Source organism: Mangrovibacterium lignilyticum, from assembly GCF_010882175.1.
Taxonomy (GTDB): Bacteria; Bacteroidota; Bacteroidia; order Bacteroidales; family Prolixibacteraceae; genus Mangrovibacterium; species Mangrovibacterium lignilyticum.
The window spans coordinates 504,522-529,671 of the sequence record NZ_WKLH01000002.1; the positions used below are offsets into that span (position 1 = coordinate 504,522).

Consider the following 25,150-nt stretch of genomic DNA (forward strand, 5'->3'; position numbering starts at 1 on the left):
TCGGCTACATCATGAAGTTTTATTCAACAACTTCGTATGTATTTATCGGGTTTTGTTTGTTCTTCAGGGCAATTTCACCAATCTCCCGACACTTAAAATACTCCTTTATCCGGTGATAGGCTTCTTCTGAAATCAATATCTGTCCCGGTGAGGCAGCTCCCTGCAGCCGTTGCGCCAAATTCACGGCATCACCGATTACCGTATAATCCAGCCGCTTCAAACTGGAAGAGCCAATATTTCCGATCACCATTTCACCATAATTAATTCCGATGGAAACATTCGGTTCAAATTTGACATGATTGGAAACCATCGGTAGTGAACTGATTTTATTACGGACAGCCAAGCAGGCATCAACAGCACGGTCCAGCTGATATTCGCCTTTAAAAACGGCCATAATCGCATCGCCAATAAACTTATCAATAAAGCCTCCGTGAGCAATGATTTCTTTCACCATCAAATCAAAATAGTTATTCAACAGCTCGACCACGGTGTCCGGCGATTCGTTCTCAGAGATCGCTGTAAACGAACAAATATCGATGAATACCACTGCTGCCTCAACTGTTTCGCTGCTCATTAAGGTGGTCTCAAATTCACGGGTTCCCATAAAATTCAGAACAGTCTCGTCAACATACATCTTTAGAATATTATTTTCTTTGATGGCCCGCATGGTTTCGCGAATCTGTTTCACTTGCCGGATTGTTTTTTCCAGTGTCACTTCCAAATCCCTGAAATCAACTGGTTTGGTGATGAAATCGAAGGCTCCTTTATTCATCGCGGAACGGATATTTTCCATATCGCCGTAAGCCGAAATGATGACTGATTTGAGCAGCGAGTGATTTTCCGACAGACGTCCGAGAAGTGTCAAACCGTCCATTTCAGGCATGTTGATATCGCTCAGGACCACGGCAACGTCCGCATGATCCTTCAGCTGTTCGAGTGCATGCCGTCCATTACTGGCAAAGACAAATTGATACTCCTGCTCCCTAATCTTTTTCCGAAACTTCTGCTTGACCAGAACTTCCAGATCCGCCTCATCATCAACCACCAGAATTTTTGTCATGAGCCTAGTTTTTTAATTTTTTCTTTTAAGCTGTTAAAGTCAACCGGTTTGGTCAGAAAATCGTCTGCCCCCAGTTCCATCGCTTTATTGTAGTTCCCAGAATCGTCGTAAGCAGTTATCATCATCACAACAGGGGGTGGCGTGTGCTGTTTCACTTTGATGTTTTCGAGTAACTGTAAACCGCTCATTCCGGGCATATTGATATCCGAAAGAATAAGAACCGCTTCATGTTGAAAGCTTTCCATTTTGTTGAGTGCATCTTCTCCTGAAAGCGCAAATTCAAAATCAAATTCACCCTTCCGGATTTCCCTCCGAAACCGCTGCATAAACAACGGTTGAATATCTTTTTCATCGTCAACAACTAATATTTTCATCGTTCGTTTGTCGGTAATATGATTATAAATTCCGTTCCTGCATTGGGTGCAGTATTAACTTTTAACTCACCTTTATGCCCTTTGGTTATAATATCGTAGCTTAAGCTTAAACCCAAACCGGTACCTTGTCCGGTAGGCTTTGTTGTAAAAAAAGGTTGAAATATTTTTTCAAGCGCTTTGTCCGGAATGCCGGTGCCATTGTCCCCCACCCTGATCTCAATCTGATTTTCAAGCGCGATCGTTTTTAAACTGACCATTGGCTTATACTCTGGGCCTTCCAATGCTTTTCGGGCATTGACCGCATAAAAAGCATTATTGAACAGATTCAGCAATACACGTCCCAAATCCTGCGCGATTACCTCAACCTTACCAATCGACACATCAAACTCAGTTTTCAATTCGGCATTGAAGGACTTATCCTTGGCCCGCAACCCGTGGTAAGCCAATCGCAAATATTCTTCACCCAGTTTATTGATGTCTGTCGCTTGTTTATTCTGATCATCAATCCGGGAATGTTCCAACATACCTCGTACAATGCTGGCTGCCCGGCTACCATGATGATTTATTTTCTCCAGGTTTTGCTTCAGGTCATTCGTGATCTCGCCAACCTCATCGTAGTTTTTCTGAGCCATTTCGTCCTGCATCTCTTCCAGCAAATCGACGCTCACCTCGGCAAAATTATTCACGAAATTGAGTGGATTTTGAATCTCATGGGCAATACCGGCGGTCAGTTCTCCCAGTGAAGCCATCTTTTCAGATTGGATCAACTGCGATTGTGTTGCTTTCAATTCGGCAATCGTCTTTTCAATTTCACGAGTGCGCTCCCGCACTTTTTCTTCGAGGTTCTCGTAAAGACGTGTGTTCTCAATTGATATACCGATTTGCCCGGAGAGCATTTGCAACAACTCAATCCGATCGTTACTAAAGACTCCTTTCAGCAGGCTGTTTTCCAAATAAATCAAACCACTCAATTTTCCAAGGGCGGTGATGGGCACACACATAATCGAAGCTATTTTATGCTGCTGGATATATGGATCAGATCGGAATCGTTCTTCTTGCAAAGCATCGTCAATGACAACACTCTCCTCCGTTCTCCGGCAAAAATTGACCACAGAAAACGGGACGAGTTCTTTTTCTGCAATCGGCGTTCCCGGTAAAATTTCGATCCCTGCTTTTCCCGATTGGCCAATCGCTTCAACATACAATTGATTGTCCCGCATCAATAAGAGACATCCCCGCTCGGCACCGGCATTTTCGATGGTTATGTGCATCAGTTTCTTCAATAAGCCTTCATATTTCACCTCGCTGGCAATACTTTGCGATGCCTTTAACACACTGGCCAAATCCAATGCCGATTTGCTGGATGTACCGGTCGATGTAGCCGTTCCTACCAGGTGGCTCAACCTTGGCTTATTCGTTTCAACGACCAATTCCGGAAAACGCTCTTCCAATTGCCAACACTTCAAGACGGCTCCCCAAGCCCGAAAAGCTTCCCGGGCTTTGCGGAAATACATTTCTTTTTGAGCGCAGAGACCGGCAGCTTCGCACATATTTCCGGCACACTCACTGGCAATAGCCACAACATGTTTAAATTGGTTCCGCTGGGCCGTCGCGATTGCTTTTTCGTAATACTGAAGCGCTTTCCCCACAGATCCTTCCATGGCATACCATTCGGCTTGCAACAGCTCCAAATGTTGATTGAAGTTTTGTTCATTGCCGTTTCTCCAGTACTTGAAATTTTTCAGATGCGTCTTAAATTCCTTTCGATACTTACTTCTTTCTTTTTTATTCATATCGGAATAACAGGCTGATATGATGAGTGCGATATAGAAACTGTTCTCCGAAATAATGATATCGCCAAGATTATTCTCAGCAAAATCGAGGACGACACGACTTTGCTCCAATGCTTCCTTCTTTCTTCCCTGAAAATAGAGTAGAAAGCATTTACTGGATTGATAAAAGCCTATTTTCGTTCGATTACCCTCCGCCATTAATCGCTGGCCAAACGCCTCACTATTAAAACTTTCATCATCCCAACTTCCGTTCTCTGTTTTTCCGGCCAAGGCTTTAGCAAGCTGATACAAGCTGTAAAAAAAGTCACCTCCCCCTTTTTCATTTCGAATCAGCCCCAAGTGGTCCCCGCTTTCGTCTAATAAAGTCTCCAACTGGTCTCCCAGCGCGAGCCGATAGCGCAAGGACAAAGCGACCGTGTAGCCTGTGAAAATATTATCGCCATTCATGACACACCCTTTCAACACTTCCGGAATTTGATCTAGAACCTCCCGTCTTGGATAGCGCCAATGGGCATAAAAACAGTAAATCGTATACGAGAGACGCCATTTCACCAGAGGTGATTTCGTCCGTCTGTTTAGTTTTTCTGTAATTTCCCAAATCGAAAAACCCAGTTTTTGCAATTTCAATACTTCCAACACCAACACCGCAAATCCGGAAAATCCCCAACCGCAAGCATTCGAAAAACCATGTTTGAGGTAGAGCGTTATCACCTGGAAAACAGATAACATCATCAGGAAACGATTTTCCTGGTAAGCACTGGTCGACAGGTCAATCATAAAGGTGTTGAGCGCGATCATTTCTTCATCAGTACAATCAGGCAACTCCGCCAATTTCTGTCGATCGCGATATTTTGTGTGAATTAAAACAAGATATTTCCCTAAGGTATATAACGAGCTTAGCTGTCTTCCCACTTCACTTTTTGGAAACCGAATACCGTAGAGCTTGGCTGCTTCCAAACCCAGACGCAAGGATTCGCGTGTATTCCCTATTTTAAGGTACAAGGAAGAGTGCATGTAATACACGTTCAGCTTTTCGAAATTGGTCCGGGCATATCCCAGTACCTCTTTGAAATATTGTTCGGCCAGGTCCGGATCGCCGTTCAGGTATTCACAAGTTCCCAATTCAAAGTAAACCTGAAACGTATTGTCGTAATTCTGAACCCAGCTGAACGAATCGAGCAAGCTACGCGCTGTTCGCAGAAAATTAACTGCCAAGCCATAGGAGATCGATTCTTTTGCTTTTCGTGCAGCCAACAAACAAAGGCAAATTACACGGTTCTTCTCCTGCTTATCCTCAATCAAATGGCAGCTAATGACAAAGTGATTTAGTAGCTCGAAAATATCTTCCTCGATCTGAATTTCCGTTCGGCTTTGCAACAACAAGCGACCAATGGCTAAATGCAGCAGCGCCAGTTCATCTTCAGTAATGAGATTATATGCAGCTTGCTGTACTTTGTCGTGTGTGAATGAAAATGACGGACTTTGTGCGTTTAATTCTTGCTCGAGTTCCGGAGTCATGCGAACTGAACTCAATGCAAAGGTTCGGTAATGTTTATTTCCGGTGTGTAAATAACCTTCCTTCACGGCCGGAACAAGATCGAAATAAACCTGCGCCTGCGACCGCTCTGTACTATTGGCTAAATCCGACAGTTGAAAAGTATTTCCCAACACCGAAGCATACTTTAAAACATTTCGGGTATTCTCGGGCAGGACTGTTAGCCCTTCTGTCATTAGATCGATGACATTGTCGGTATAGGCCAACTTATCAATTTTCTTTTGCTGCCAGCTCCACCCTTCTTTCGGATCTTTTCTCACCAACCGTCTATCGTACAGCGATTTTAAAAATCCGTGGATGAAGAAAGGATTACCTTTGGTTTTTGTGTGTACATGAATGCCTAGTTTTTCCGCCTTTGCCATTGCCATACCAAATGAATCGGCTGTAATCCGGCAGGTCGTTTCCTGGTCCAATGGGTTCAAACTGATTGTTCTGACTTTGCTGTCTGATCCCTGCAATTGCTTTAGGGTAATCATCAGCGGATGCCCCTTGTCAACCTCATTGTCACGATAGGCACCTAGAAGTAAAATCTGATCGTGTCGCGGATTTTCCAAAACCCGCTTAACCAGATTAAGTGAAGGTAAATCAGCCCATTGCAAATCATCCAAAAAGATCACCAATGGGTGCTCGGGAGAACTGAAGGCATAAATAAAGTCGAGCAAAACCGCATTAAAACGGTTCTCCTGCTCAGCCGGTTGCAATTTGGGCACCTCTACTTGCCTGGCCAATATTTTACTTAACAGTGGAATTACCTCTGTGATCAATCCGGCATTATCCCCCAAAACGCTGGTTACCCGATCTCTCCAATACTCGATTTTAGCTTCCGGTTCGGAAAGCAAATTCTGAATAAATTCGCGAAAAGATTCGATAAATGCATAATACGGAATGTCCTTTTTAAATTGATCGAATTTCCCCGAGATAAAGGTTCCTCCGGCTTGAATAATCGGAAATTTGATGTGCCGAATTAATGCTGATTTTCCAACTCCGGAGTAACCCCCGACGAGGACTAAAACAGATTGAATTTCTGCTAATCGATGGTGATAAATGTCCATCAGTTGGTTGATCTCAGCCTCGCGGCCATAAAGCTTTTGACTCTGTTTATAATGCTCAACAAAATCGCTGGCTCCCGGCTTAAAATCGGCTAACATTTTACCCTTTTTCGCGTGCAATAAAACCAGCTCCAGATCTTCCTTCAGAGCTGCAGCATTACGATAACGGTCATCCGGATTTTTCTCCAGCAGTTTAAAAATGATCTGCTCAAAACCGTCAGGCATGTCTTCAACAACCGCACTCACCGGCAAAGGCTTCCGCGACAAATGAAAATGAATCACTTCTAAAGGATCCACTGAATCGAACGGCGGTTTTCCACTCAACAGCTCATACAACAAAATACCGCATGAATAGAAATCGCAGCTCTTGGTTACAGAGTAAGTTGTTCGTCCGGTTTGCTCCGGAGCGATATAAGCCAAAGTTCCTTCAATTTGCTCCAGGTTTAACAAATCGTTGGTTTCCGATTGCAAATTGGATGAAATTCCAAAATCGAGCAGTTTCAGCCGACCTTGCTGATCCAGCATGATGTTGCTGGGATTAATATCTTTATGGATAATTTCGTGCAGATGCAAATATTGCAATGCCTCAGCCAATTGAATCCCGATTTCGAGCACTTCCTTCGGGTACAATTTCCGTTCAAAAACCAACTTTCTCAAGTCACTGCCATCAACATATTCCTGAACCAAGGTCACCACAACCCCATCATACAACAAATCATAAACCGCTGGAATTGCCAGATGCTTGAGCGACTTAAGCGTTTCGTATTCATGGGCTAGTTTTGAGGCACGGACAATATTGCCGTTGAGCAATTGCGACTGTTTCAAAACCACATGTTCACCATCAGCCTGTCGCTTAGCCAAAATGATCTCATTCTTTTCATTTTTAAAAAGCGTTCGCAACTCCTGGTAAGCTTGAGATAGAATCTGTGTTTCAGGCGCAATCATATTAAGGCTTTTTGATGGATAGCAGACCGTAAAACCAAAGGTCATTTTCCAATGCTTCGTACTGTCGGATGGAAGCAAAATGGTTTCCATGATTGACCTTATTGCGTAAGCCAATTCCTTTTAAAAATTGACCAAATTTCCAGAGCTTGCTGGCCATGGAATACAAATGCCGTAGCGAAGGGCGTGTATATTGCGTGATATCCTGCATCTGAAAATCCGAGAATCCGCACGCTTCGGCATTCTGCTTGTGTTCTGTTTGTGTGTCAATATCCTTTATTGACCAGCCATCTAACCAGGCATGCAATAAGTCTTCTCCGTCAGGTTGAAGAGGGCGATCGGTGCGAAAATAGTCAGCACAAATCAGCCGTCCACCGGGTTTCAACAAGCGATACGCTTCTTTGTAAAAATCGACTTTATCTGCTGAATGGCACATGCTCTCGCAAGCCCAAATCACCGAAAACGACTCATCCGCAAAATCGGTGCGGTGATAATCCTGTTCCGAAAACATCACTCTGGATTGAAGGTTTCTTTTCCCGGCTTCTTTTTGAGCAATGTCAACCTGGTGTGGAACCAAAGTAATGCCATTCACCTCCACATCAAACTGTTCGGCTAACCAAATAGAACTGGCTCCCTGACCACACCCTGCATCCAGAATGCGGTCGTCGTCGCCGATATTAACCTGATTCGCCATAACTTCATTCAATCTCGTCAATGCTGTTCCGTGTGTGTTGGCCTGCTCATCGTGAAATCCAAAATGAACCGAACGTGTTTTTTGCCGAAACCACAATACGCGGTAATCAAGGCGGGTATTGTCGTAATAGCTGACAATTGATTTTTTGTATTCAAAATCCATTTTTATTCTATTTTAATTAGCCTTTCATTGCCCAATGGTCTTGCAGAGACTGCGGAATCCGGAAGCCTGAATTTTTATCTTTTCTGAAGTGATGATTCAAAATGGCGATCATGATTCCACCAACTGATTTGAGAGAATCTTCAATCGCGTCCTCTTCCAATTGGTCGACCGGAAGGTCTGTTCCGGGCACATGGATCGAAATATGTAATCCCTTGATATGAATGTCAATTAACTGTTGATCCTTGGTTATGTCACCGCCAAAGAAACTGACGACCACCAAGATCATCTCCTGAATCCAGGCTAAAAAACCCTTTTTCCGGTATTGCGATTTCTTCTCTTGCATGATTTTGTGATACTGATGCAATTCGTCCTTCAAATGGCCATCCAATTCGTCCTCATGATCTTCTGCTTTGTGGGGATCGGCATGTTTCTCGAACAGTTTATTGTATTTCTCATCCGTTGAAAATGTCGGACCGAGCATCCGATTAAAGCAGTCCGGGAATTGCTCATCAGCCAGCATTTTACGCATCATCAGCAAACTCAGTTTCTCAGGCAGGTGAAAATGATCCAATGTTTTAACCAAAGCTGTTGCCAGAGGTATTCCGGCTTCAGTTTTGTCCTTAAACAAATGAGCATACACTTTATGCTGAAGTTCCCATGCATCAGCTACATCTTTCGCGATCAATTCATCCTTGACCCCCATAATGCGTCCAATGGTTTTCCAGGTATGAAACCAGGCAGCCTGCTCTTCCTCGGTCAATGGCTCGCCTAGCATTTCCATCCCTTTAAAATATTCCAGCGAAAAAACCTGGTTCGTCGCAATCAGGTCTTCCTGACTGATAGGCTGCCCCCATTCTTTATTCCACTCCTCACCTTCAACCCGCGAATTTTTGATGAGATGCCGCATAGCTGAATGCATGATGCGAACTTTCAAAGCGGTCAGAATACCTCGTTTTTCAGGTGTCCACCAATGCTCATCCATCACGTCAAAAACAAATTGAGCAGTTTCGAAAACCCGACGTTCGGTATGCTCTTTCAATAGCTTGGTAATTCGTAAAACATTGGCCGGTTTTTCAGCCATGTAAGTGTAGGGCAATGCACGGAAAAACAGGATAAAAACGAAATACATGCCTTTCTTTTTCCATACCTCGTGCGTCAGTTCAAACTGTCTGATGTCTTCCTCTGTAAACGGATAGGTAAGTTCCTTTTGCACAAAATCATGCATGACTTTAGGAAATTCCGTTGTGACAAAACTATCATTCGTTGCCATCTTTTTCAAAATGTCACGAAGATCCAATTCATCATCTGAATTATAAACTGCTAACACCGCGTCATCGCAAGCGGTATCCATTTGCTGACGCAGTTGCTCCAAATCAATTCCATTCCATACAAACTGCAAGTTGTTCTTTCCCATTATTTCGTGTTTAGTTTTAGTTGCTAAGAATTACGCCCCAGACAGCTTGACTTTTTGGATGTATCAGATTGCAAAACCAGCTTATGAAGCGAGTCCCGTTATCAAATTGACCAGACAGAACACAGTATTAGTTAATCCTGATTTTTATCGAATGCATTATTGACATTAGTTAGCTAATGCAAGCACGACAATAAGATACGTAATTCCTTTATTAGACTCAATAGCTTTGAGAAAAAACTTCTAACTATATAAGTGAAATTTAATAAAGTAGGCTGAATGAATGGAAGGACCGAATGAAACTATACTCAAAATCACTGCACCAGAATAGCTTTATCATGCTACAATAATACTATTCAGGCTTGGAGTAGACAGACTTTAGCTCTTTCACCTTATTGCCATAAAAAGTTGGGAAACCGGAAATTGGATTAGTGCAATAATACAGTTTCAGTCCATTCTCCCTAAAATACGGATTTTGGACTTGTCCAATGAGCTTCACATCCTGGTATAGAAATTCGATATCCCCCATGTCCTGATCAATATAAAGTAATGGCTGCATTCCGATCGTATCGGGAGCCCAAAACAGAAACTGGTCATTGAAACAGACGGGCTGTGGACAACCGTATTTCTCGCCATAAAAATTAACTGCTCCGGCTTGACCGTAGTTTTGAGCAAAGATGAAAGCATTTTTCTTCACGGAGTCCGGTAAAGCTTGCCAGCTTTTACCTACCAGCTCTCCTAATTCCCGCCATCCGGTCATATCGGCATAATCCTGCGGCAGTTGGTAGACCTTTCCATCCTCCCAACGGTTTGTAAATTGCGCCGATGACTTCGAGTAACGTGCCATTCGCTCCAAACCCAACATCGGCAAACTAAACGGAAGCAAAGGCAACAATACGATCGGCATAAAAACCAAATAGAAAAGCTGCCAACCGGGCTTACGGTACTTTTCAATCGCCACACCTCCCAATGCAAACAAGATGGAATAAAAACCAAGTGTATAATATGACTTCCCTTGCATTAACAACAAAACCGCGACAGTCAATAAGAACGCCAAAGGAATGAATCGATATTTCCTTACCGATCTGAAAAATAAAAAACGAATCAAGCCTATTGTCCAAATAAAAAAGCCGGGAATATTCATCAGAAACTGGTCAAGTACAAATCCAATAATCGACACATTCGCAAATTGCGTCTTTTGCAACTCGCTCATATGGTGAATCAGGGGCCAATTGTGCTGGTACTGCCAATATAGGTTGGGTGAAATGATCAGAACAGCAATCAGGCCGCCAAGGAGAAAATGGCCCGAAAAGAACAGCCGCCGATGCCCGCTGAAAAAGAGCGCCAATAAACTTGAAACCAGAAAAAAGGCAATCGAATATTTCGTTAGAAATGCCACTCCCCAAACCGAAAAGACTAACAGCCAATAGCGGGTATTCTCCGTCCGAACCAAGCGGATGAGCAGATAACCAGACCACAGCCAAAAAAACTGGTTGAACGAGACCGGCTGAAATAAGGCATTCGATCGGAGAAAAGCAGGTGAAAGCACAAAGGCTAAACAGGCGATCAAAATAGCCCGGGTCCCACCTTTCAGTTCCAAAACAATCTTCCCGACCAGAATAACAGAAAAGAAGCCAAGCAAAGCAGGAATAATCCGAAGAGCAAAAACGGTATTGCCGAACACGCCGGTCGCAAAGGCGGCGACCACGGCTATTCCCGGTGGAACCGAAGCATATCCCCAGTCTAAGTGTTGCGCCAACGAAAAGTAAAGAAAGGCATCTCTGTGAAGTTCATAGTTGGCAAAAGTGAACAGGTGCAAGGCCAACTTCATGAAAGCGATGACACCGATTAATTTCCACTCGTTGGATACCGATTTGAACATGAATGCTCTGGTTTTGGGGTTTCGAAAAAATCTATTCAACCCAAATTTAACGATTCCCAAAGAAACAGAGAACCAACGAACAGTAATTTAATGCGGAACCAGTTATCCGATTGGCAGACAACCTATTTTCTAATCAAGCCATCAATCTTCAACGGAACTTTAATCTGCTTGGCCGATTCGCGGCGGGTTAGCAACATGGGAGCCGAAACACCTAAAGAAAGGGCCATCAGCACAAACAAGGCCTTCAACCCATTGTTAAGCGTTTCATCCAATAACTGTCCGTATAGAGCATGATCGACATCCCCAGTAAGATGAATGATACCAAGCATCATTCGATAAGCGAATGCACCGGGAACCATTGGAATCACAGCGGGTATGGCAAATACAAAAGGAGGTGCATGACGAAAATGGGCTGCATAGATACTTAGAAAACCGACCAACATCGCTCCAAAGAATGACCCTAAAATAATTCCGCCACCAAGTTTCATCGTAACAAACTTCAAGCTACCCCCCAAAGCCCCCAAAACAAAAATGACCCACAAGGTACGTACAGGAACATTGAACAGTACTGCAAATCCAACAGCAGCAAAACCTAACCAAATCCATTTTTCAAGAAATGAGAACCATTCCATCAGCCTAAATATTATAAATTAAAATTGTACACAACATACCCAAAGCAATTGAGAACGCGATCATCAAACCATTCATTCCTCGCACCAGACCATTCATGATATTTCCTTCAAGCAGATCTGATAACGAATTGATCAACGGAATTCCCGGGATGAGGTAAAGAACCGAAGTTGCAAAAGCATGTTCCGGATTCACACTCAGTTGAAACTTCACGGCACTTCCTGCAATTAAACAGGATGTAAATGCAGCAAAGAAAATACAGAGATAAGCATTGAAGCCTTTTTTAACCGCTTCCTGGCGAATAAACAAGCCACAGAAAGTTGCAATATAAGTAATCAGCATTTCAACCGGCCCACCGCCAAACAGACGACAAAATGATGCTCCGGCCAGCGCGACCGTGGCTAAAATGATCAATCGCGGATAATGAGGCAATGATTTAAGGCGGTCAATTTCAGCCCAAACTTTACCGTAATCCCAACCTTCTTCAACAATCCGCCAACTCATGCGACTAATCCCGCTAACCATTTTAAAATTGGCGCCATGTGGTGAAGTACGCTTCAAACTACTGTGAAAGTAATCGCTCTCTTCATCAAAAACAGTTAACATCAGCGCCCGGTGGGTAATCAGTAATTCAGCACTAAAACCATAAGCACTGGCGATACGCATAATTGTAATTCTTATTCGGGAGGAATTGGCTCCTGAGGCCATCAGTAATGAGCCCACTTCAAGCAAAATTTTACTAAGCTCCTGAATTCGTTTGATATTTCGGTTTTCCATAGATTATTTATGATAGCGACCCGCGAAATAAATGAAAATTCGTCTGACCGCACACAAATTTAAAAGATCTCGGAACAGAATTTAAACTTATCTTATTGCAAAAGGATTGAGTTTTTACATTTTTCTATTCTTCACCTGAATAACATGACACAAAAGAAAATTTTAAGCAACAGTTTCTAACATTATGAAACCGGTTTTCAAACCGATCTCTTTCCCAATTATATATTTACGAAAACAAATCACGTAGTCAAATGGGGTAATACAATAAGTGATTTACGTTGAAATCAGGTTCCCGTAACAATCATTTAATACGTGAACTTCTTTTTGAACATTTGCATCTATTGATCACATTCGAATAACAAATTCATTATATTTAAACACAGACATTGACAAAATGAAGAAATAAAAACCCAAAAGCTTATTTGGATGTTATAAGCTTAAACATCTCACTATACAATATGGCAAGAATCAATATTGAGAATTACGAAACAGAAGGCTTTTTCGACGAAACCTTCGAATCAGACAAAACAGTTAAGCCACATTACAAGTATTTCGCTGATCGGTTGCAGAAGATGGGAATTAAGCGGCTTAATTTATTGCAACATTCAACCGATCGTGTTCAAATGTCTCTGGGAATGACCTTTAATGTTTACAGCGACAATCAAGGAATCGAGCGGATATTACATTTGGATATCATCCCCAGAATTGTCACCGGCAAGGACTGGGATTACTTGGAAAAAGGTCTGAAACAGCGGATTTATGCCATGAATCTTTTCTTAGACGATATTTATAATGACCAAAAGATATTGAAAGACAAGGTTATCCCAAAAGAACTAATTCTGTCCAGTTCAACTTATCTCAAGCAATGTATCGGATTTAAGCCCCCCAAAGGAGTTTGGGTACACATTACAGGAACCGACATTATTCGCGGAGGTGATGGTGGCTATTATGTTTTGGAAGATAACCTGCGTTGTCCATCGGGTGTCTCCTATATGCTAGAGAACCGGGAAATTTTGAAACGGACATTCCCCGAAATATTTGAGAAGCTGGCTGTGCGCCCCGTAGCCAATTATACACATAGTTTGAGAGACATGCTGGAGTCACTTTCACCCGTTTCTCCGGCCTCTATCGCGGTATTGACACCTGGAATCTACAATTCAGCCTATTTTGAACACGCCTACCTGGCTCAACAAATGGGAGCAGAATTAGTCGAAGGTCGCGATTTAGTTGTGAAAGATGATATCGTTTATAAAATAACAACGAAAGGGCTGAAGCGGGTCGATGTTATTTATCGCCGTGTTGATGACGATTTTATCGATCCGGAAGTTTTCCGATCCGATTCGCTTTTGGGAACTCCCGGATTATTCAGAGCTTATCTTAAAGGCAACGTTGTTTTAGTCAATGCACCCGGAACAGGAGTCGCCGATGATAAAGCCGTTTATGCCTATGTTCCCGATATTATCAAGTACTATTTGGGCGAAGAAATGATTCTTCCCAACGTACAAACCTACATCTGTAACCGCCCCGACGACCAGAAATTTGTAATCGAAAATATTGCCGACTTGGTTGTCAAACAAACCGATGCTTCCGGTGGCTATGGGATGTTAATCGGTCCCAAGTCAACCAAGGCCGAACAGGAAGAGTTTGTACAAAAAATCAAAAAGAATCCCAGAAATTATATTGCTCAACCCACAATCAACCTTTCACGCGTTCCCACCCTTACCGAGGACGGTACCATCGAGGGCCGCCACGTCGACTTAAGACCTTATGTCCTGTATGGGAATGAAATAAAAGTCACCCCCGGAGCACTTACGCGGGTTGCCCTCAAAAAAGGTTCGCTTGTGGTCAATTCATCACAAGGCGGCGGGAGTAAAGATACATGGGTTGTTGATAATATTTAAAATTCGAGAAAATGCTGAGTAGAGTTGCAGATGCAATGTACTGGATGAACCGGTATATGGAACGGGCTGAAAATTACGCCCGCTTTATGGATGTAAGTTTTAACTTGTCGCTGGAGTTACCTCCTGATGTTTCTGAACAATGGCAACCCCTTGTTGTTACAACCGGAGACTGGGAGTTATATCAAGTGATGAACAAAACCATTAGCAAACAGAAAGTAATCTATTTTTTGGGCTTCGATCCTAAAAACCCAAATTCAATCTATAACTGTATTATCAACGCACGGGAAAACGCCCGGTCAATTCGTCCCGAAATAACAAAAGAACTTTGGGCACAGATTAATTATTTGTACTATTTCGTAAAAGACGGTCTTGCTAAAAAAATATGGACTAAGCGGGATCCGAGGATGTATTTTGACGAAATTAAAAAAGGCTGTCAGTTGTTTTGGGGAATTATCGACGCCACAATTTCGAGAACTGAAGGATGGCACTTTGGCCGGATCGGGAAATTGCTGGAACGAGCAGACAAAACATCACGAATTTTAGATGTTAAATACCATATCTTATTACCCTCGCCGCAGGATATCGGCAGTGCACTGGATATAATTCAATGGGCTGCACTGCTAAAATCGGTTAGTGCTTATGACATGTATCGCAAGCTTTTCGGAAAACTGACTCCTTCCGGTATCGCTAATTTCCTCATTCTTGACAAAGAATTTCCTCGTTCCATGTTACTCTGTTTGGAACACACAGCATTGTCATTAAAAATGATATCAGGGAAAAACAGTGGTTATAGTAACTTAGCCGAAAAAGAAGTCGGAATATTGACTTCTCAATTGGAATACGCCGATATCAACGATATCATAAAAACAGGGATGCACGAATATTTGGATAACTTCCAGATAAAACTGAATAACGTATCGTCAGCAATTGCTGATTCATTTTTCTCTATTGAAAACAGTATCACTAAAATGTAACTCACAATCTATTCCATATGGCCCTAAAAGTTGTCATCTCACATAAAACAACGTACAAATATGACAGGATGATCAACCTGTCTCCGCACGTCATTCGGTTACGTCCGGCTCCACACAGCCGTACACCTATCGAAGCTTATTCGATTAAAATAAAACCGGAAAACAATTTTTTCAACTGGCAACAGGACCCTTTCGGAAACTATCAGGCACGGCTGGTATTCCCTGAAAAAACCAACGAATTATCAATTGATGTTGAAATCATTGCCGATTTAAAAACGATTAATCCCTTTGATTTTTTCATTGAAGAATCTGCCGAAGAATTTCCATTCCAGTACGATGAAACCTTGCAAAAAGAACTCATCCCCTATCTGGAGATTCGGGAAAGTGGGAAATTACTGATTGAATGGATTAAAACAGTGGATCAGTCGCAACGAAAAACGATCGACTTTTTGATTGAGTTAAATCAAAAGCTGTTTAAACATCTCAATTATACCATCCGGATGGAACCGGGTGTTCAAAGTTGTGAACAAACCCTTCAAAAAGGCTCCGGCTCCTGTCGCGATTTTGCCTGGTTACTTGTACAAGTTTTACGACATTTAGGTATTGGTGCCCGTTTTGTTTCCGGTTATTTGGTTCAGCTTACTGCCGATGAGAAATCGCTGGATGGCCCTTCCGGTCCCGAAGCGGATTTCACGGACCTGCACGCCTGGGCTGAAGCCTATGTTCCCGGAGCCGGCTGGATTGGCTTCGACGCTACTTCCGGCTTGTTAGCAGGCGAAGGACACATTCCGCTGGCCTGCACCCCGTCGTATGAAAGTGCAGCTCCTGTTACCGGTTATACCGATGTTTGCCAGACGGAGTTTTTCCATTCTAATAGTGTCACCCGAATTTTTGAATCGCCACGGGTTACCAAACCATATACCGACGACCAATGGCAAGCCATTTATAACCTGGGCTTTGAGGTTGAGAAAGAATTACAGGAGGGCGATGTCCGTTTGACTATGGGAGGTGAACCGACATTTGTGTCCATCGATGATATGGAGTCTGAGCAATGGAATACCAGTGCCGACGGAGAACACAAACGCGAGCTTGCGGCTAACTTGTCAAATCGCTTACTCGAACGTTTTGGCAAAGGTGGTGTGTTACATCACGCGCAAGGTAAGTGGTATCCAGGTGAAGCATTGCCTCGCTGGCAAATCGGCATTTACTGGCGTAAAGATGGACTTCCAGTCTGGAAAGACCCGTCACTGCTTGCCTCATTCACCAAAGAATATAAAGTGGATTCAAAGACACCTGAATTGTTTTTGAAAACGCTAACCCAATATTTGGGCATGAGCACCGAAACAATACTGCCAGCCTATGAAGATGTTTTCTATTTCCTTTGGGAAGAAGGCAAGCTGCCGGTTGATGTTGATCCTTTGAAAAGCGACTTGAAAGATCCTCTGGAGCGAAAAAGGTTAAGTGAGATATTGAACACCGGCATGAATGAACCTGTTGGCTTCATTCTTCCGTTAAACCATTTTCAACAAAATTGGATTAGCAGCAAATGGGAATTTCGGCGCAATAACCTCTTTTTGACTCCCGGAACTTCACCGGTTGGTTTAAGACTTCCGCTGGATTCGCTTTTGGAGAGCCCAACGATGGACAGTGAACCTACATTTGAGCCTGATTTGTTTGCTGAAACAGATCATCTGGGGCAATACGACAAGATCGTTCAAAGCCGCAAAAAAGCAGGTCCTAAAAAGCTTACAGAGCTTCAACCCTTCATCCGGACTGCAATTTGTGCCGAAGTGAGGGAAAAGAAACTCTATGTTTTTCTTCCTCCATTCGAAAGCGCAGAAGTATTTTTGGATTTAACCGCGGCGCTTGAAGCATCAGCGGCTGAATTAAAAATTCCGATTATCATCGAAGGTTACGAACCTCCACGCGATAACCGCATTGAGTTGCTGAAAGTTACACCGGACCCTGGTGTTATTGAGGTAAACATCCATCCTGCCAAGAACTGGAAGGAATTAACAGACAACACCCTAACGCTTTATGAAGAGGCCAAACAAGCCCGGCTTGGAACCGAAAAGTTTATGCTCGACGGTAAACATACCGGTACAGGAGGCGGTAACCATGTAACACTTGGTGGTAGCTCACCAACCGACAGCCCCTTATTGCGAAGTCCCAGCCTGCTGCGCAGTTTGCTTACTTTCTGGCAACATCACCCGGGATTGTCGTACTTGTTTTCCGGAGCATTTATCGGGCCAACAAGTCAGGCTCCGCGTGTGGATGAGGGCCGGTATGAAAACCTGTATGAACTGGAAATAGCCTTTGAGCAAATACCGGAAGGGAAAGAAGTTCCGTATTGGCTAACTGACCGTTTGTTCCGTCATATGCTAACCGATATTACCGGAAATACACACCGGGCTGAATTTTGTATCGACAAGCTTTATTCCCCCGACTCCTCTTCAGGGAGATTAGGAATCCTGGAACTGCGGGCTTTTGATATGCCGCCACACGCACAAATGAGTTTGATGCAAATGTTGCTGGTTCGTACATTAGTTGCCTGGTTTTGGAAAAAACCGTATAAGCACAAGTTGGTCCGCTGGGGAACCGAACTGCACGACCGCTTCCTGATGGAACACTATGTGAAAGAAGACATTAAAGATATTGTCACGCAACTTAACGAAGCAGGCTATCCATTCAAACTCGATTGGTTTGATCCATTCTTTGAATTCCGTTTTCCACTCTACGGAATGATGAACATTCAGGGTATTGACCTCGAATTACGCATGGCTGTTGAACCATGGAATGTACTTGGAGAAGAAATGTCCGGCCGTGGAACTTCCCGTTATGTGGACTCATCAATCGAACGGGTACAAATTAAACTGAACAATTTCGTTGATGAACGATATACGCTCACGTGTAATGGATTAAAAGTACCGATGACCAGCACCGGTAAAAAAGGTGAATTTGTTTCAGGCATTCGTTACAAGGCTTGGCAACCCTGGTCTTCACTCCATCCAACAATTGGAGTTGATACTCCGCTTGTATTCGACATTGTTGATACCTGGAATAAACGATCGATCGGAGGTTGTACTTATTTCGTATCCCACCCGGGAGGACGTTCATACGATACTTACCCGGTCAACAGCTACGAAGCAGAATCGCGCAGAATTAACCGTTTCTGGGATATTGGCCACACGCAGGGAGAAATTGCAGCTCCCGAAACTCAGGCTATCAATCAGGAACCGGGGCGAACAATCGCACAACATTCTGCCCTAAAAACATTCGACTATAAAGAAATTCCTGTGAGCATGGAATTTCCGCATACGCTGGATTTACGTCACAATTGGAAAACAGATTAAGTGAATGCCAGAAATAAAGGACATGCCGTTTAATGAATACATCTTGCAATGTACCAATGACGAAGTGACTGGGTCGAGCGCTTCGATGATATCGCATTGGAACATTCTATTTAAAAATATAGAAAAGATTGGTTACGCGGAAATGAGTTCCCGCCAATCGGATCTGAATTGGTATCTGTCGGAGAACGGTGTTACCTACAACGTCTATAATGACCCTCATGGACTTAACCGCCCATGGAATCTCAATACGATTCCAACGCTTATGGATTCGAAAGAATGGGGAGTCATTGAGAAAGGGATTCAGCAACGTGCCGAATTATTCAATCTGATTCTGAAAGATCTGTATGGCAAACGCGAATTAATAAAAAAAGGAATTGTTCCTCAAGAAGTCATATACAGTCACAGGGGGTTTATTCGTCCTTGCGACCAAATTTCGTACTTATCGGATAAGCAACTGTTGATATACGGAGCCGATATAGCCCGTGGTCCCGACGGCCAAATGTGGATTTACAGCGACCGCACCCAGGCTCCTTCCGGAATGGGCTATGCGCTGGAAAACCGACAAACGATTGGACGGGTTCTTCCCGAATTGGCGCAGGGATTGAAGGTCCGCAAATTATCGGTATTCTTTCAACATTTCAATAACCTTTTAATTAATGCGTCACCTCGCAAAACGGATTCGCCCAATATTGTGGTGTTAACGCCCGGACCGCTAAACGAAACCTATTTTGAGCACGCCTACCTGGCATCACACCTAGGATATCCGCTGGTTCAGGGAAATGACCTGGTTGCCCGTGATGGCTATTTGTGGATGAAATCGCTCAAAGGGTTAAAACGGGTTGATGTGGTACTGCGCCGGGTTGATGACTTTTATACGGATCCGCTTGAGCTACGGGAAGATTCGCAACTTGGAGTACCGGGACTGCTTGAAGTTGTCAGACTGAAGAATGTGAATATCATCAATCCCATTGGTTCCCGAGTACTGGAAAACCCGGGACTTATTCCATTTATTCCCGGTATTGCCCGATATTTTTTGAAAGAAGATTTAATCCTTCCGCAAGTCGCATCATGGTGGTGCGGACAGCAAAAGGAACGCAACTATGTGCTTAACCATTTGAATGAGTTGGTGGTTCGACGAATTGACCGACCACAAAAAGATAATTCGTTCATCTGCTATGAAATGAACACCGAAGATTTAGATCATCTCCGAAAGCAGATCATCGATCGCCCCTACCGCTTTGTTGCACAGGAGCGAATCGGTTTTTCAACCACTCCGACCCTGATTAATCAAACCCTCGAAGCCCGCAATATGGCTATCCGCACATTTGGGGTTGCCACAGAGAAAGGCTACGAAATTATGCCTGGAGGATTGGTTCGGGTAGCTTCGTCCGTTAACAATTCGGTTGTATCCAATCAAACCGGCGGACTAAGTAAAGATTTTTGGGTAATTGATGACAAGGAAGATAATGCCAATAGCCGGTTTTCGCTGATTACACCTTCCCATATAATTGGTAAAGGATTGGACGACTTACCTAGTTTAACAGCCGAGAATCTATACTGGGCCGGACGCTATGTTGGCCGGGCATTGTCCACATCCCGCTTTCTGCGTATGGTTCTGAAACAGATGAATTTCACCAACTTCAACGAGCGAAAACCAAATAATCAAAGTCTTGATGCGCTGTTTCGGGCCGTTACTAACCTGACCTGTACATTTCCGGGCTTCGTTGGAGAAAAACCCATTCAAGACCCGGTTGCTGAAATCTATTCGGTTATTTTAGACAAGAACAGATCAGGGAGCTTGTCGCACACCATGTCTATGTTTTTCAATGCCTACTATTCAATCCGAAATCTCTGGTCATCGGACATGTGGCGGGTTTTTGAACGTATAAATACGATCTGGAGAACGATTGAAAACGAAAAGAACATTACAAACAGAAAATTGATCCAAACTCTCGATCAATTAATTACGCGCCTGATTGCATTTATGGGATTGGTTGAAGAAAGCATCCTTATTGAACAGGGGCTGCTGTTGTATTTCATTGGTCTTCAGTTGGAACTCAGTATGCTCAACATTTCCAAATGTCGCAGTCTGTTGGTCGTAAAATACAATGAACATATTGAATATGAAATTCTTGAATCGCTGCTAAACAGTCACGAAAGTCTGAATATATACCGGCATAGCTACCGCTCGTACATCAAAATGGAAAATGTGATTGACTTGATTATTTTAGACCAGAAATATCCCCGATCTGTGGCATTTCGTTTTAACCGCTTAAATAAAGACCTGGCTGTTTTACCGCAATCACAGGTCACCCACGAATTGAGCAGCTACGAAAAGTTCATTTTTGAAGGATTTTCCAAACTAAGATTGGCAACAAGCGTTGAATTAGGTAAAACCGATGAGGAAACCGGGTTACGAGAAAATTTGGATCGGTTGCTTTCAGAATTAAGTAATCTTTTATTTCAAACATCCTTGTCGATAACAACAACATATTTCAGCCATAGCTACCGACAAAACCAATTAATTCATCAAAGTTTTTCAGAATAATATGATCTTCCAGGTACTCCATAAAACCAATTACCAGTACGACAACTTTGTCAGCTATTGCCACAATATGGCTACGCTAAAACCTCGCAATATGGAGGGACAGAAACTATTGGATTTTAAGCTGGAGATTGGTCCACAAACATCTGAAATCAGCGAACGTTTGGATTTCTTTGGAAATCATTTGACCCGTTTTTCAATTCAGGAGCCTCACAACCAGCTCAAAGTGGTTTCAAAAAGTATAATTGAGCGGAATTATCAAGATATTACGGCAAGATACCAATCTGATGCTTGCCGGTCAGTCACCATGCAACAAGCCACGGTATGCATGAATTCGTTGACTCCTGAGTGTTTAGATGCCCGGCAATATATTCTGGAGTCTCCCCTAATTCGAAAAATTGCGCCGGCAATACGGGAGTATGGTGCAGAATCTTTTCAGCCCAACCGCTCAGTGTTTGATGCAGCCCGCGAACTGATGCAACGAATCTATACCGATTTTCAGTTTGTACCCGGTTTTTCGGATGTTGCGACTCCACTGCATGAGGTTTTCGCAGAACGGAAAGGTGTTTGTCAGGATTTTGCTCAAATAGCTATTGCCTGTATCCGGTCGGTTGGATTGCCAACGCGCTACATGAGTGGATATATTGAAACCATTCCGCCTGAAGGCAAAGAAAAGCTTATTGGAGCAGATGCTTCACATGCCTGGTTTTCAGTTTACATTCCCGGTTTTGGGTGGGTCGACTTTGATCCTACCAACAATTTGATTCCGGAAAATCAACATTTGGTGGTTGCTTGGGGACGAGACTACTATGATGTTCCCCCATTGAAAGGTGTCATATACAGTAACGGCAACAATGAAATGAGCGTTTCGGTAGATATCCGGGAAGCAAAATTCGATCAAAATACTGTTTCGCTATAGGTAAATAAGGCACTCAACTCTTTGAGTACCTAAAATGTAAACCCAAAAAGCATAAGATATAATTACCGTTTATACCTTACCATATTTTCATTTAGCCATCACATGATTGAACTGACTGAAAATAAACTCGCAGAGTTTGTTCAAATGAGTCCGACATAAATAAAACAACCGTACTTCTCCTGTAAATTTTCTTAGTTTTTAAGTGGCTTGGTAAAATCAGGAATAATGCTTCTTACCGCCTCCTTCACATCAATATATTCATCCAATTGATTGAGTGAGATAACCGAAAATCCATTCCCGGAAAGATAAGTCAGATATTCTTCAAATAGCTCCGGCGGAGTAGTTACCCAAGGATGCTCAACATCGGGCACGCCGTGGATTGTGAGCACCACGATTTTGCCTTCTTTCGCCTCGGAAAAGGCTTGCATAATCTCCTGTTTATTTTCCGAATTCATTGCCCAACTTGGAATTAAAAGCGGATGATCAACTACCGGATTATAGGCACGACTTCCCCCTGCCCGGGCAAAATGATACCCTTCTTCTTTTAAAACTTCCAAGGCTGACAAATTGAGTCCATAGCCCGGGTATGCAAAATTGGTTGGTTTTGGAATATCCAGCGAATCGCATTTATCATCAATATACTTGAGTACTTCCACTGCTTTCTCTTTCGACAAACTGTTGATATGCTCATGGTGCCGCGTATGGTTAGCAATTTCGAACCCCATTCTATTCAAGGCTGCAATCTGCCGCCAATTCATATATTTACTGCTATCCTTAAAATTGGGCTGAAATTCGCAGATAAAAAAAGTACCTCCAAAACCAAACTTTTCCAATAATGGCGCGACTATGCTGTATTGACTGGCTGTAGCATCGTCGAACGTGAGCACAACTAATTTATCGGGAATTGGCATTTTTATAATCTGAGCATTGACATAACCGATGGTTGTCATTAGTATGAAAAGAGCCACAATTTTCTTCATGATTAGTTTTGATTAAGAATCATCGTTTCACGATTAGATCTTTCACTGACACTGTTAAAAAACGAGTGCTCATTTTATCCCTCTAAACACTCTTAACTTTTACCACTCCCTTTCGATAGGCATCAAGAAGTCGGTTCAAATCTCCAATCTGATTTTTGAAACTAACACCGATATCGGTATCCCCGACAATGATCCGGTCAGTTGCCCGCTCAATCATATTTCGTGTCGAAACAATATCAGCTTCCTCCCGAATAGCGCTTCGTCTGGACTCGAAAGGAGCATGTTCTGCAAGAATCAGACTATACGAATCATAGATTAAGGTATAGCCTGCAATTCCTGTTACTTTTTGGTATGGTTTGGACATTCCTCCATCAATTACAAACAGTTTTCCTTCAGCTTTAACCGGACTCTCCCCTTTCGCAACCTTGACCGGAACATGCCCATTAACGATATGTGATTTTTCAGGATCGAGTCCAAACTCTTCTAAAATACGTACACAGGTTTCCTTATCATCCCGTAATTTGTAATACGTATTACTCTCCTCCCGTTGGGCTTCTTTATCATTCAGAAAATAGCGCTCAAAAGTGGCCATTTTTTTCTTTCCAAACAGCGGAGAATCGGCGCCGCACCATAAGTACCACATATAGTCGCGATCTCTGCTCCTCTTGTCTTGTCGCTCACGGTTGTAATATGCCCGCCGCGAAATAAGATCGAATTGCTGACACAGAGCCTTTCCTTTATATTGCTTTCCGTGAATGGTAACTTCCTTGAAGTCTCCTTTGTCATCCAGCGGAATACATCCGTGATACAACAAATTTGAGTTGTAGGCCAAAAAAGTGCTTCCTTTGGAAAACAACGTCCTCACGTGTCGCTGCAAGCGCTCGCAATTGAGGAACGAAAAACGAAGTTTTTCAGCCAACTCTTTTTCTTCGGGAGTCAACTCATACGGATTTTTAGGATCAATGGTCGGGAAATTGGTATCAGTTAACTCCAGTTCACGTCCATCAATTGTAATCCTACCTTTTTCATAGTCAATTTTATCCAACAGTAAACGATCCTCCATATGCATTTCCGGACTTCGCTTAATAATTTCGGCGCTAAGCTTCATCTCAAGAACCATGACAGCCTTATGCATTTTACTGGTCAGTTTTACATGGGTTGATCCGATATTTTCGGGAGGTGTATTAACCGGGATGAAGGCCTCACAAGGATCACCTTTGTAAGCATTCATTGCAAAAGTTGCCAGTGGTAAAAGATTGATGCCATAAGCATCTTCGAGGGTATCCAGGTTGTCATATCGGGCACTAATGCGGATTACCCCTGCAATACTCGCTCGAATTCCGGCTGCTGCAGCCATCCAAAAAATATCATGATTTCCCCACTGGATATCAACCGATTTATGGTTATGAATCACATCCATTACCTTGTCTGCATGAGGGCCGCGATCAAAAATATCCCCGATAATATGCAGGCGATCAATCAGCAGCGTTTGAATGAACTTACTTATGGCAACAATAAACTGATTGGCGCGGTCAACATTGATGATTGACGTTATGATACTGTTGTAGTATTGTTCTTTTTTAGCGTTTCGCTCATTGAGCAATTCATCGATTACATAGGCAAAATCTTCCGGCATTGCTTTCCTCACCTTCGAACGGGTATATTTATCAGCCGAAACGCGGGCCACTTCAATCAAGCGGAGGAGCGTGACTGAATACCAACTTTCAAGATCTTCTTCCTCTCGCATGATGATTTCCAGTTTTTCTTCCGGGTAATAAATGAGTGTGGCTAATTGTCGCTTCGTTTTTTCGTCCAATGAATATTGGTACACGGCGTCAATTTTTTTACGCACCATGCCGGAAGCGTTCCGTAAAACATGGCTAAACGTTTCGTATGCCCCGTGTATATCGGTCAGAAAATGTTCCGTCCCCTTTGGTAGGTTCAGAATAGCTTCCAGGTTAATAATTTCAGTACATACAGACTGAACAGTTGGAAATTTTTCAGCGAGTAAATTAAGATGCTTTAATTCGTCAACACTGTAATCGTTTTTCAACGATTCACTTTCTTCGTAATCCAAAACCATCTTTAAAGTAAATTAGGTTGATATTATTCGTAGAGAATTGTATTCACGCTGGTTAATTTCAGAGAA

At 42.9% G+C, this 25,150-nt stretch carries 15 protein-coding genes; 5 read left to right on the forward strand and 10 right to left on the reverse strand.

The features are described 5' to 3' along the window. Window positions 1-19: 19 nt before the first annotated feature. The 8 genes from GJV22_RS09485 to GJV22_RS09520 all read right to left on the reverse strand — a co-directional run bounded on the left by GJV22_RS09485 (window position 20) and on the right by GJV22_RS09520 (window position 12,329). On the reverse strand, window positions 20-1,060 hold the full coding sequence (locus GJV22_RS09485) for an adenylate/guanylate cyclase domain-containing protein (protein WP_163712181.1): 1,041 nt from the start codon (window positions 1,058-1,060) through the stop codon (window positions 20-22). Then, window positions 1,057-1,434, reverse strand: coding sequence for a response regulator (locus GJV22_RS09490; protein WP_163712184.1), 378 nt, complete (start codon window positions 1,432-1,434; stop codon window positions 1,057-1,059). The genes GJV22_RS09485 and GJV22_RS09490 overlap by 4 nt, the downstream gene beginning before the upstream one ends. After that, complete coding sequence (locus GJV22_RS09495) at window positions 1,431-6,866, reverse strand: trifunctional serine/threonine-protein kinase/ATP-binding protein/sensor histidine kinase (protein ID WP_163712187.1); 5,436 nt, start codon at window positions 6,864-6,866, stop codon at window positions 1,431-1,433. The genes GJV22_RS09490 and GJV22_RS09495 overlap by 4 nt, the downstream gene beginning before the upstream one ends. Beyond that, window positions 6,778-7,629, reverse strand: coding sequence for an SAM-dependent methyltransferase (locus GJV22_RS09500; protein WP_163712190.1), 852 nt, complete (start codon window positions 7,627-7,629; stop codon window positions 6,778-6,780). The genes GJV22_RS09495 and GJV22_RS09500 overlap by 89 nt, the downstream gene beginning before the upstream one ends. Before the next feature lie 16 nt (window positions 7,630-7,645). After that, entirely contained in the window at window positions 7,646-9,043 is a 1,398-nt protein-coding gene (locus GJV22_RS09505; RefSeq protein WP_163712193.1) for an oxygenase MpaB family protein, read from the reverse strand. Between the two features lie 349 nt (window positions 9,044-9,392). Continuing rightward, window positions 9,393-10,922 (reverse strand): glycosyltransferase family 39 protein, encoded by a 1,530-nt coding sequence (locus tag GJV22_RS09510; RefSeq protein ID WP_163712196.1) that lies wholly within the window; start codon window positions 10,920-10,922, stop codon window positions 9,393-9,395. A 122-nt stretch (window positions 10,923-11,044) separates the two neighbouring features. Continuing rightward, complete coding sequence (locus tag GJV22_RS09515) at window positions 11,045-11,554, reverse strand: threonine/serine exporter family protein (RefSeq protein ID WP_163712199.1); 510 nt, start codon at window positions 11,552-11,554, stop codon at window positions 11,045-11,047. A 4-nt stretch (window positions 11,555-11,558) separates the two neighbouring features. Then, a complete protein-coding gene (locus tag GJV22_RS09520) occupies window positions 11,559-12,329 on the reverse strand; it encodes a threonine/serine exporter family protein (RefSeq protein ID WP_163712201.1) in 771 nt (256 codons plus the stop codon). Between the two features lie 458 nt (window positions 12,330-12,787). Here GJV22_RS09520 and GJV22_RS09525 point away from each other — a divergent pair, with 458 nt between their 5' ends. The 5 genes from GJV22_RS09525 to GJV22_RS09545 are packed head-to-tail and all read left to right on the forward strand — an operon-like array spanning window position 12,788 to window position 22,021. Next, complete coding sequence (locus tag GJV22_RS09525; protein WP_205461811.1) at window positions 12,788-14,230, forward strand: circularly permuted type 2 ATP-grasp protein; 1,443 nt, start codon at window positions 12,788-12,790, stop codon at window positions 14,228-14,230. 11 nt (window positions 14,231-14,241) lie between these two features. Next, window positions 14,242-15,204, forward strand: a complete 963-nt coding sequence (locus GJV22_RS09530) for an alpha-E domain-containing protein (protein WP_163712204.1) — start codon at window positions 14,242-14,244, stop codon at window positions 15,202-15,204. Between the two features lie 17 nt (window positions 15,205-15,221). Then, window positions 15,222-18,557 (forward strand): transglutaminase family protein, encoded by a 3,336-nt coding sequence (locus GJV22_RS09535; RefSeq protein WP_163712207.1) that lies wholly within the window; start codon window positions 15,222-15,224, stop codon window positions 18,555-18,557. Window positions 18,558-18,561: 4 nt separating this feature from the next. After that, window positions 18,562-21,105 (forward strand): circularly permuted type 2 ATP-grasp protein, encoded by a 2,544-nt coding sequence (locus GJV22_RS09540; RefSeq protein WP_163712210.1) that lies wholly within the window; start codon window positions 18,562-18,564, stop codon window positions 21,103-21,105. Between the two features lies 1 nt (window position 21,106). Next, the gene (locus tag GJV22_RS09545; protein WP_163712213.1) at window positions 21,107-22,021 is read left to right on the forward strand and encodes a transglutaminase family protein; all 915 of its coding nucleotides are present in this window, start codon (window positions 21,107-21,109) and stop codon (window positions 22,019-22,021) included. Between the two features lie 191 nt (window positions 22,022-22,212). Here the strand turns inward: GJV22_RS09545 and GJV22_RS09550 are convergent, their stop codons facing one another. Both GJV22_RS09550 and GJV22_RS09555 read right to left on the reverse strand, forming a co-directional pair. Continuing rightward, complete coding sequence (locus GJV22_RS09550) at window positions 22,213-23,001, reverse strand: polysaccharide deacetylase family protein (RefSeq protein ID WP_163712216.1); 789 nt, start codon at window positions 22,999-23,001, stop codon at window positions 22,213-22,215. A gap of 82 nt (window positions 23,002-23,083) precedes the next feature. Then, a complete protein-coding gene (locus GJV22_RS09555) occupies window positions 23,084-25,084 on the reverse strand; it encodes a fructose-1,6-bisphosphatase (protein WP_163712220.1) in 2,001 nt (666 codons plus the stop codon). Window positions 25,085-25,150: the final 66 nt, after the last annotated feature.

What these genes read in the sequence shown, in the direction of transcription:
- GJV22_RS09550 (WP_163712216.1), bottom strand. Translation starts at nt 23,001, where the DNA reads ATGAAGAAAATTGTGGCTCTTTTCATACTAATGACAACCATCGGTTAT.
- GJV22_RS09520 (WP_163712201.1), bottom strand. Translation starts at nt 12,329, where the DNA reads ATGGAAAACCGAAATATCAAACGAATTCAGGAGCTTAGTAAAATTTTG.
- GJV22_RS09555 (WP_163712220.1), bottom strand. Translation starts at nt 25,084, where the DNA reads ATGGTTTTGGATTACGAAGAAAGTGAATCGTTGAAAAACGATTACAGT.
- GJV22_RS09505 (WP_163712193.1), bottom strand. Translation starts at nt 9,043, where the DNA reads ATGGGAAAGAACAACTTGCAGTTTGTATGGAATGGAATTGATTTGGAG.
- GJV22_RS09495 (WP_163712187.1), bottom strand. Translation starts at nt 6,866, where the DNA reads ATGGAAACCATTTTGCTTCCATCCGACAGTACGAAGCATTGGAAAATG.
- GJV22_RS09530 (WP_163712204.1), top strand. Translation starts at nt 14,242, where the DNA reads ATGCTGAGTAGAGTTGCAGATGCAATGTACTGGATGAACCGGTATATG.
- GJV22_RS09490 (WP_163712184.1), bottom strand. Translation starts at nt 1,434, where the DNA reads ATGAAAATATTAGTTGTTGACGATGAAAAAGATATTCAACCGTTGTTT.
- GJV22_RS09515 (WP_163712199.1), bottom strand. Translation starts at nt 11,554, where the DNA reads ATGGAATGGTTCTCATTTCTTGAAAAATGGATTTGGTTAGGTTTTGCT.
- GJV22_RS09535 (WP_163712207.1), top strand. Translation starts at nt 15,222, where the DNA reads ATGGCCCTAAAAGTTGTCATCTCACATAAAACAACGTACAAATATGAC.
- GJV22_RS09510 (WP_163712196.1), bottom strand. Translation starts at nt 10,922, where the DNA reads ATGTTCAAATCGGTATCCAACGAGTGGAAATTAATCGGTGTCATCGCT.
- GJV22_RS09545 (WP_163712213.1), top strand. Translation starts at nt 21,107, where the DNA reads ATGATCTTCCAGGTACTCCATAAAACCAATTACCAGTACGACAACTTT.
- GJV22_RS09540 (WP_163712210.1), top strand. Translation starts at nt 18,562, where the DNA reads ATGCCAGAAATAAAGGACATGCCGTTTAATGAATACATCTTGCAATGT.
- GJV22_RS09485 (WP_163712181.1), bottom strand. Translation starts at nt 1,060, where the DNA reads ATGACAAAAATTCTGGTGGTTGATGATGAGGCGGATCTGGAAGTTCTG.
- GJV22_RS09525 (WP_205461811.1), top strand. Translation starts at nt 12,788, where the DNA reads ATGGCAAGAATCAATATTGAGAATTACGAAACAGAAGGCTTTTTCGAC.
- GJV22_RS09500 (WP_163712190.1), bottom strand. Translation starts at nt 7,629, where the DNA reads ATGGATTTTGAATACAAAAAATCAATTGTCAGCTATTACGACAATACC.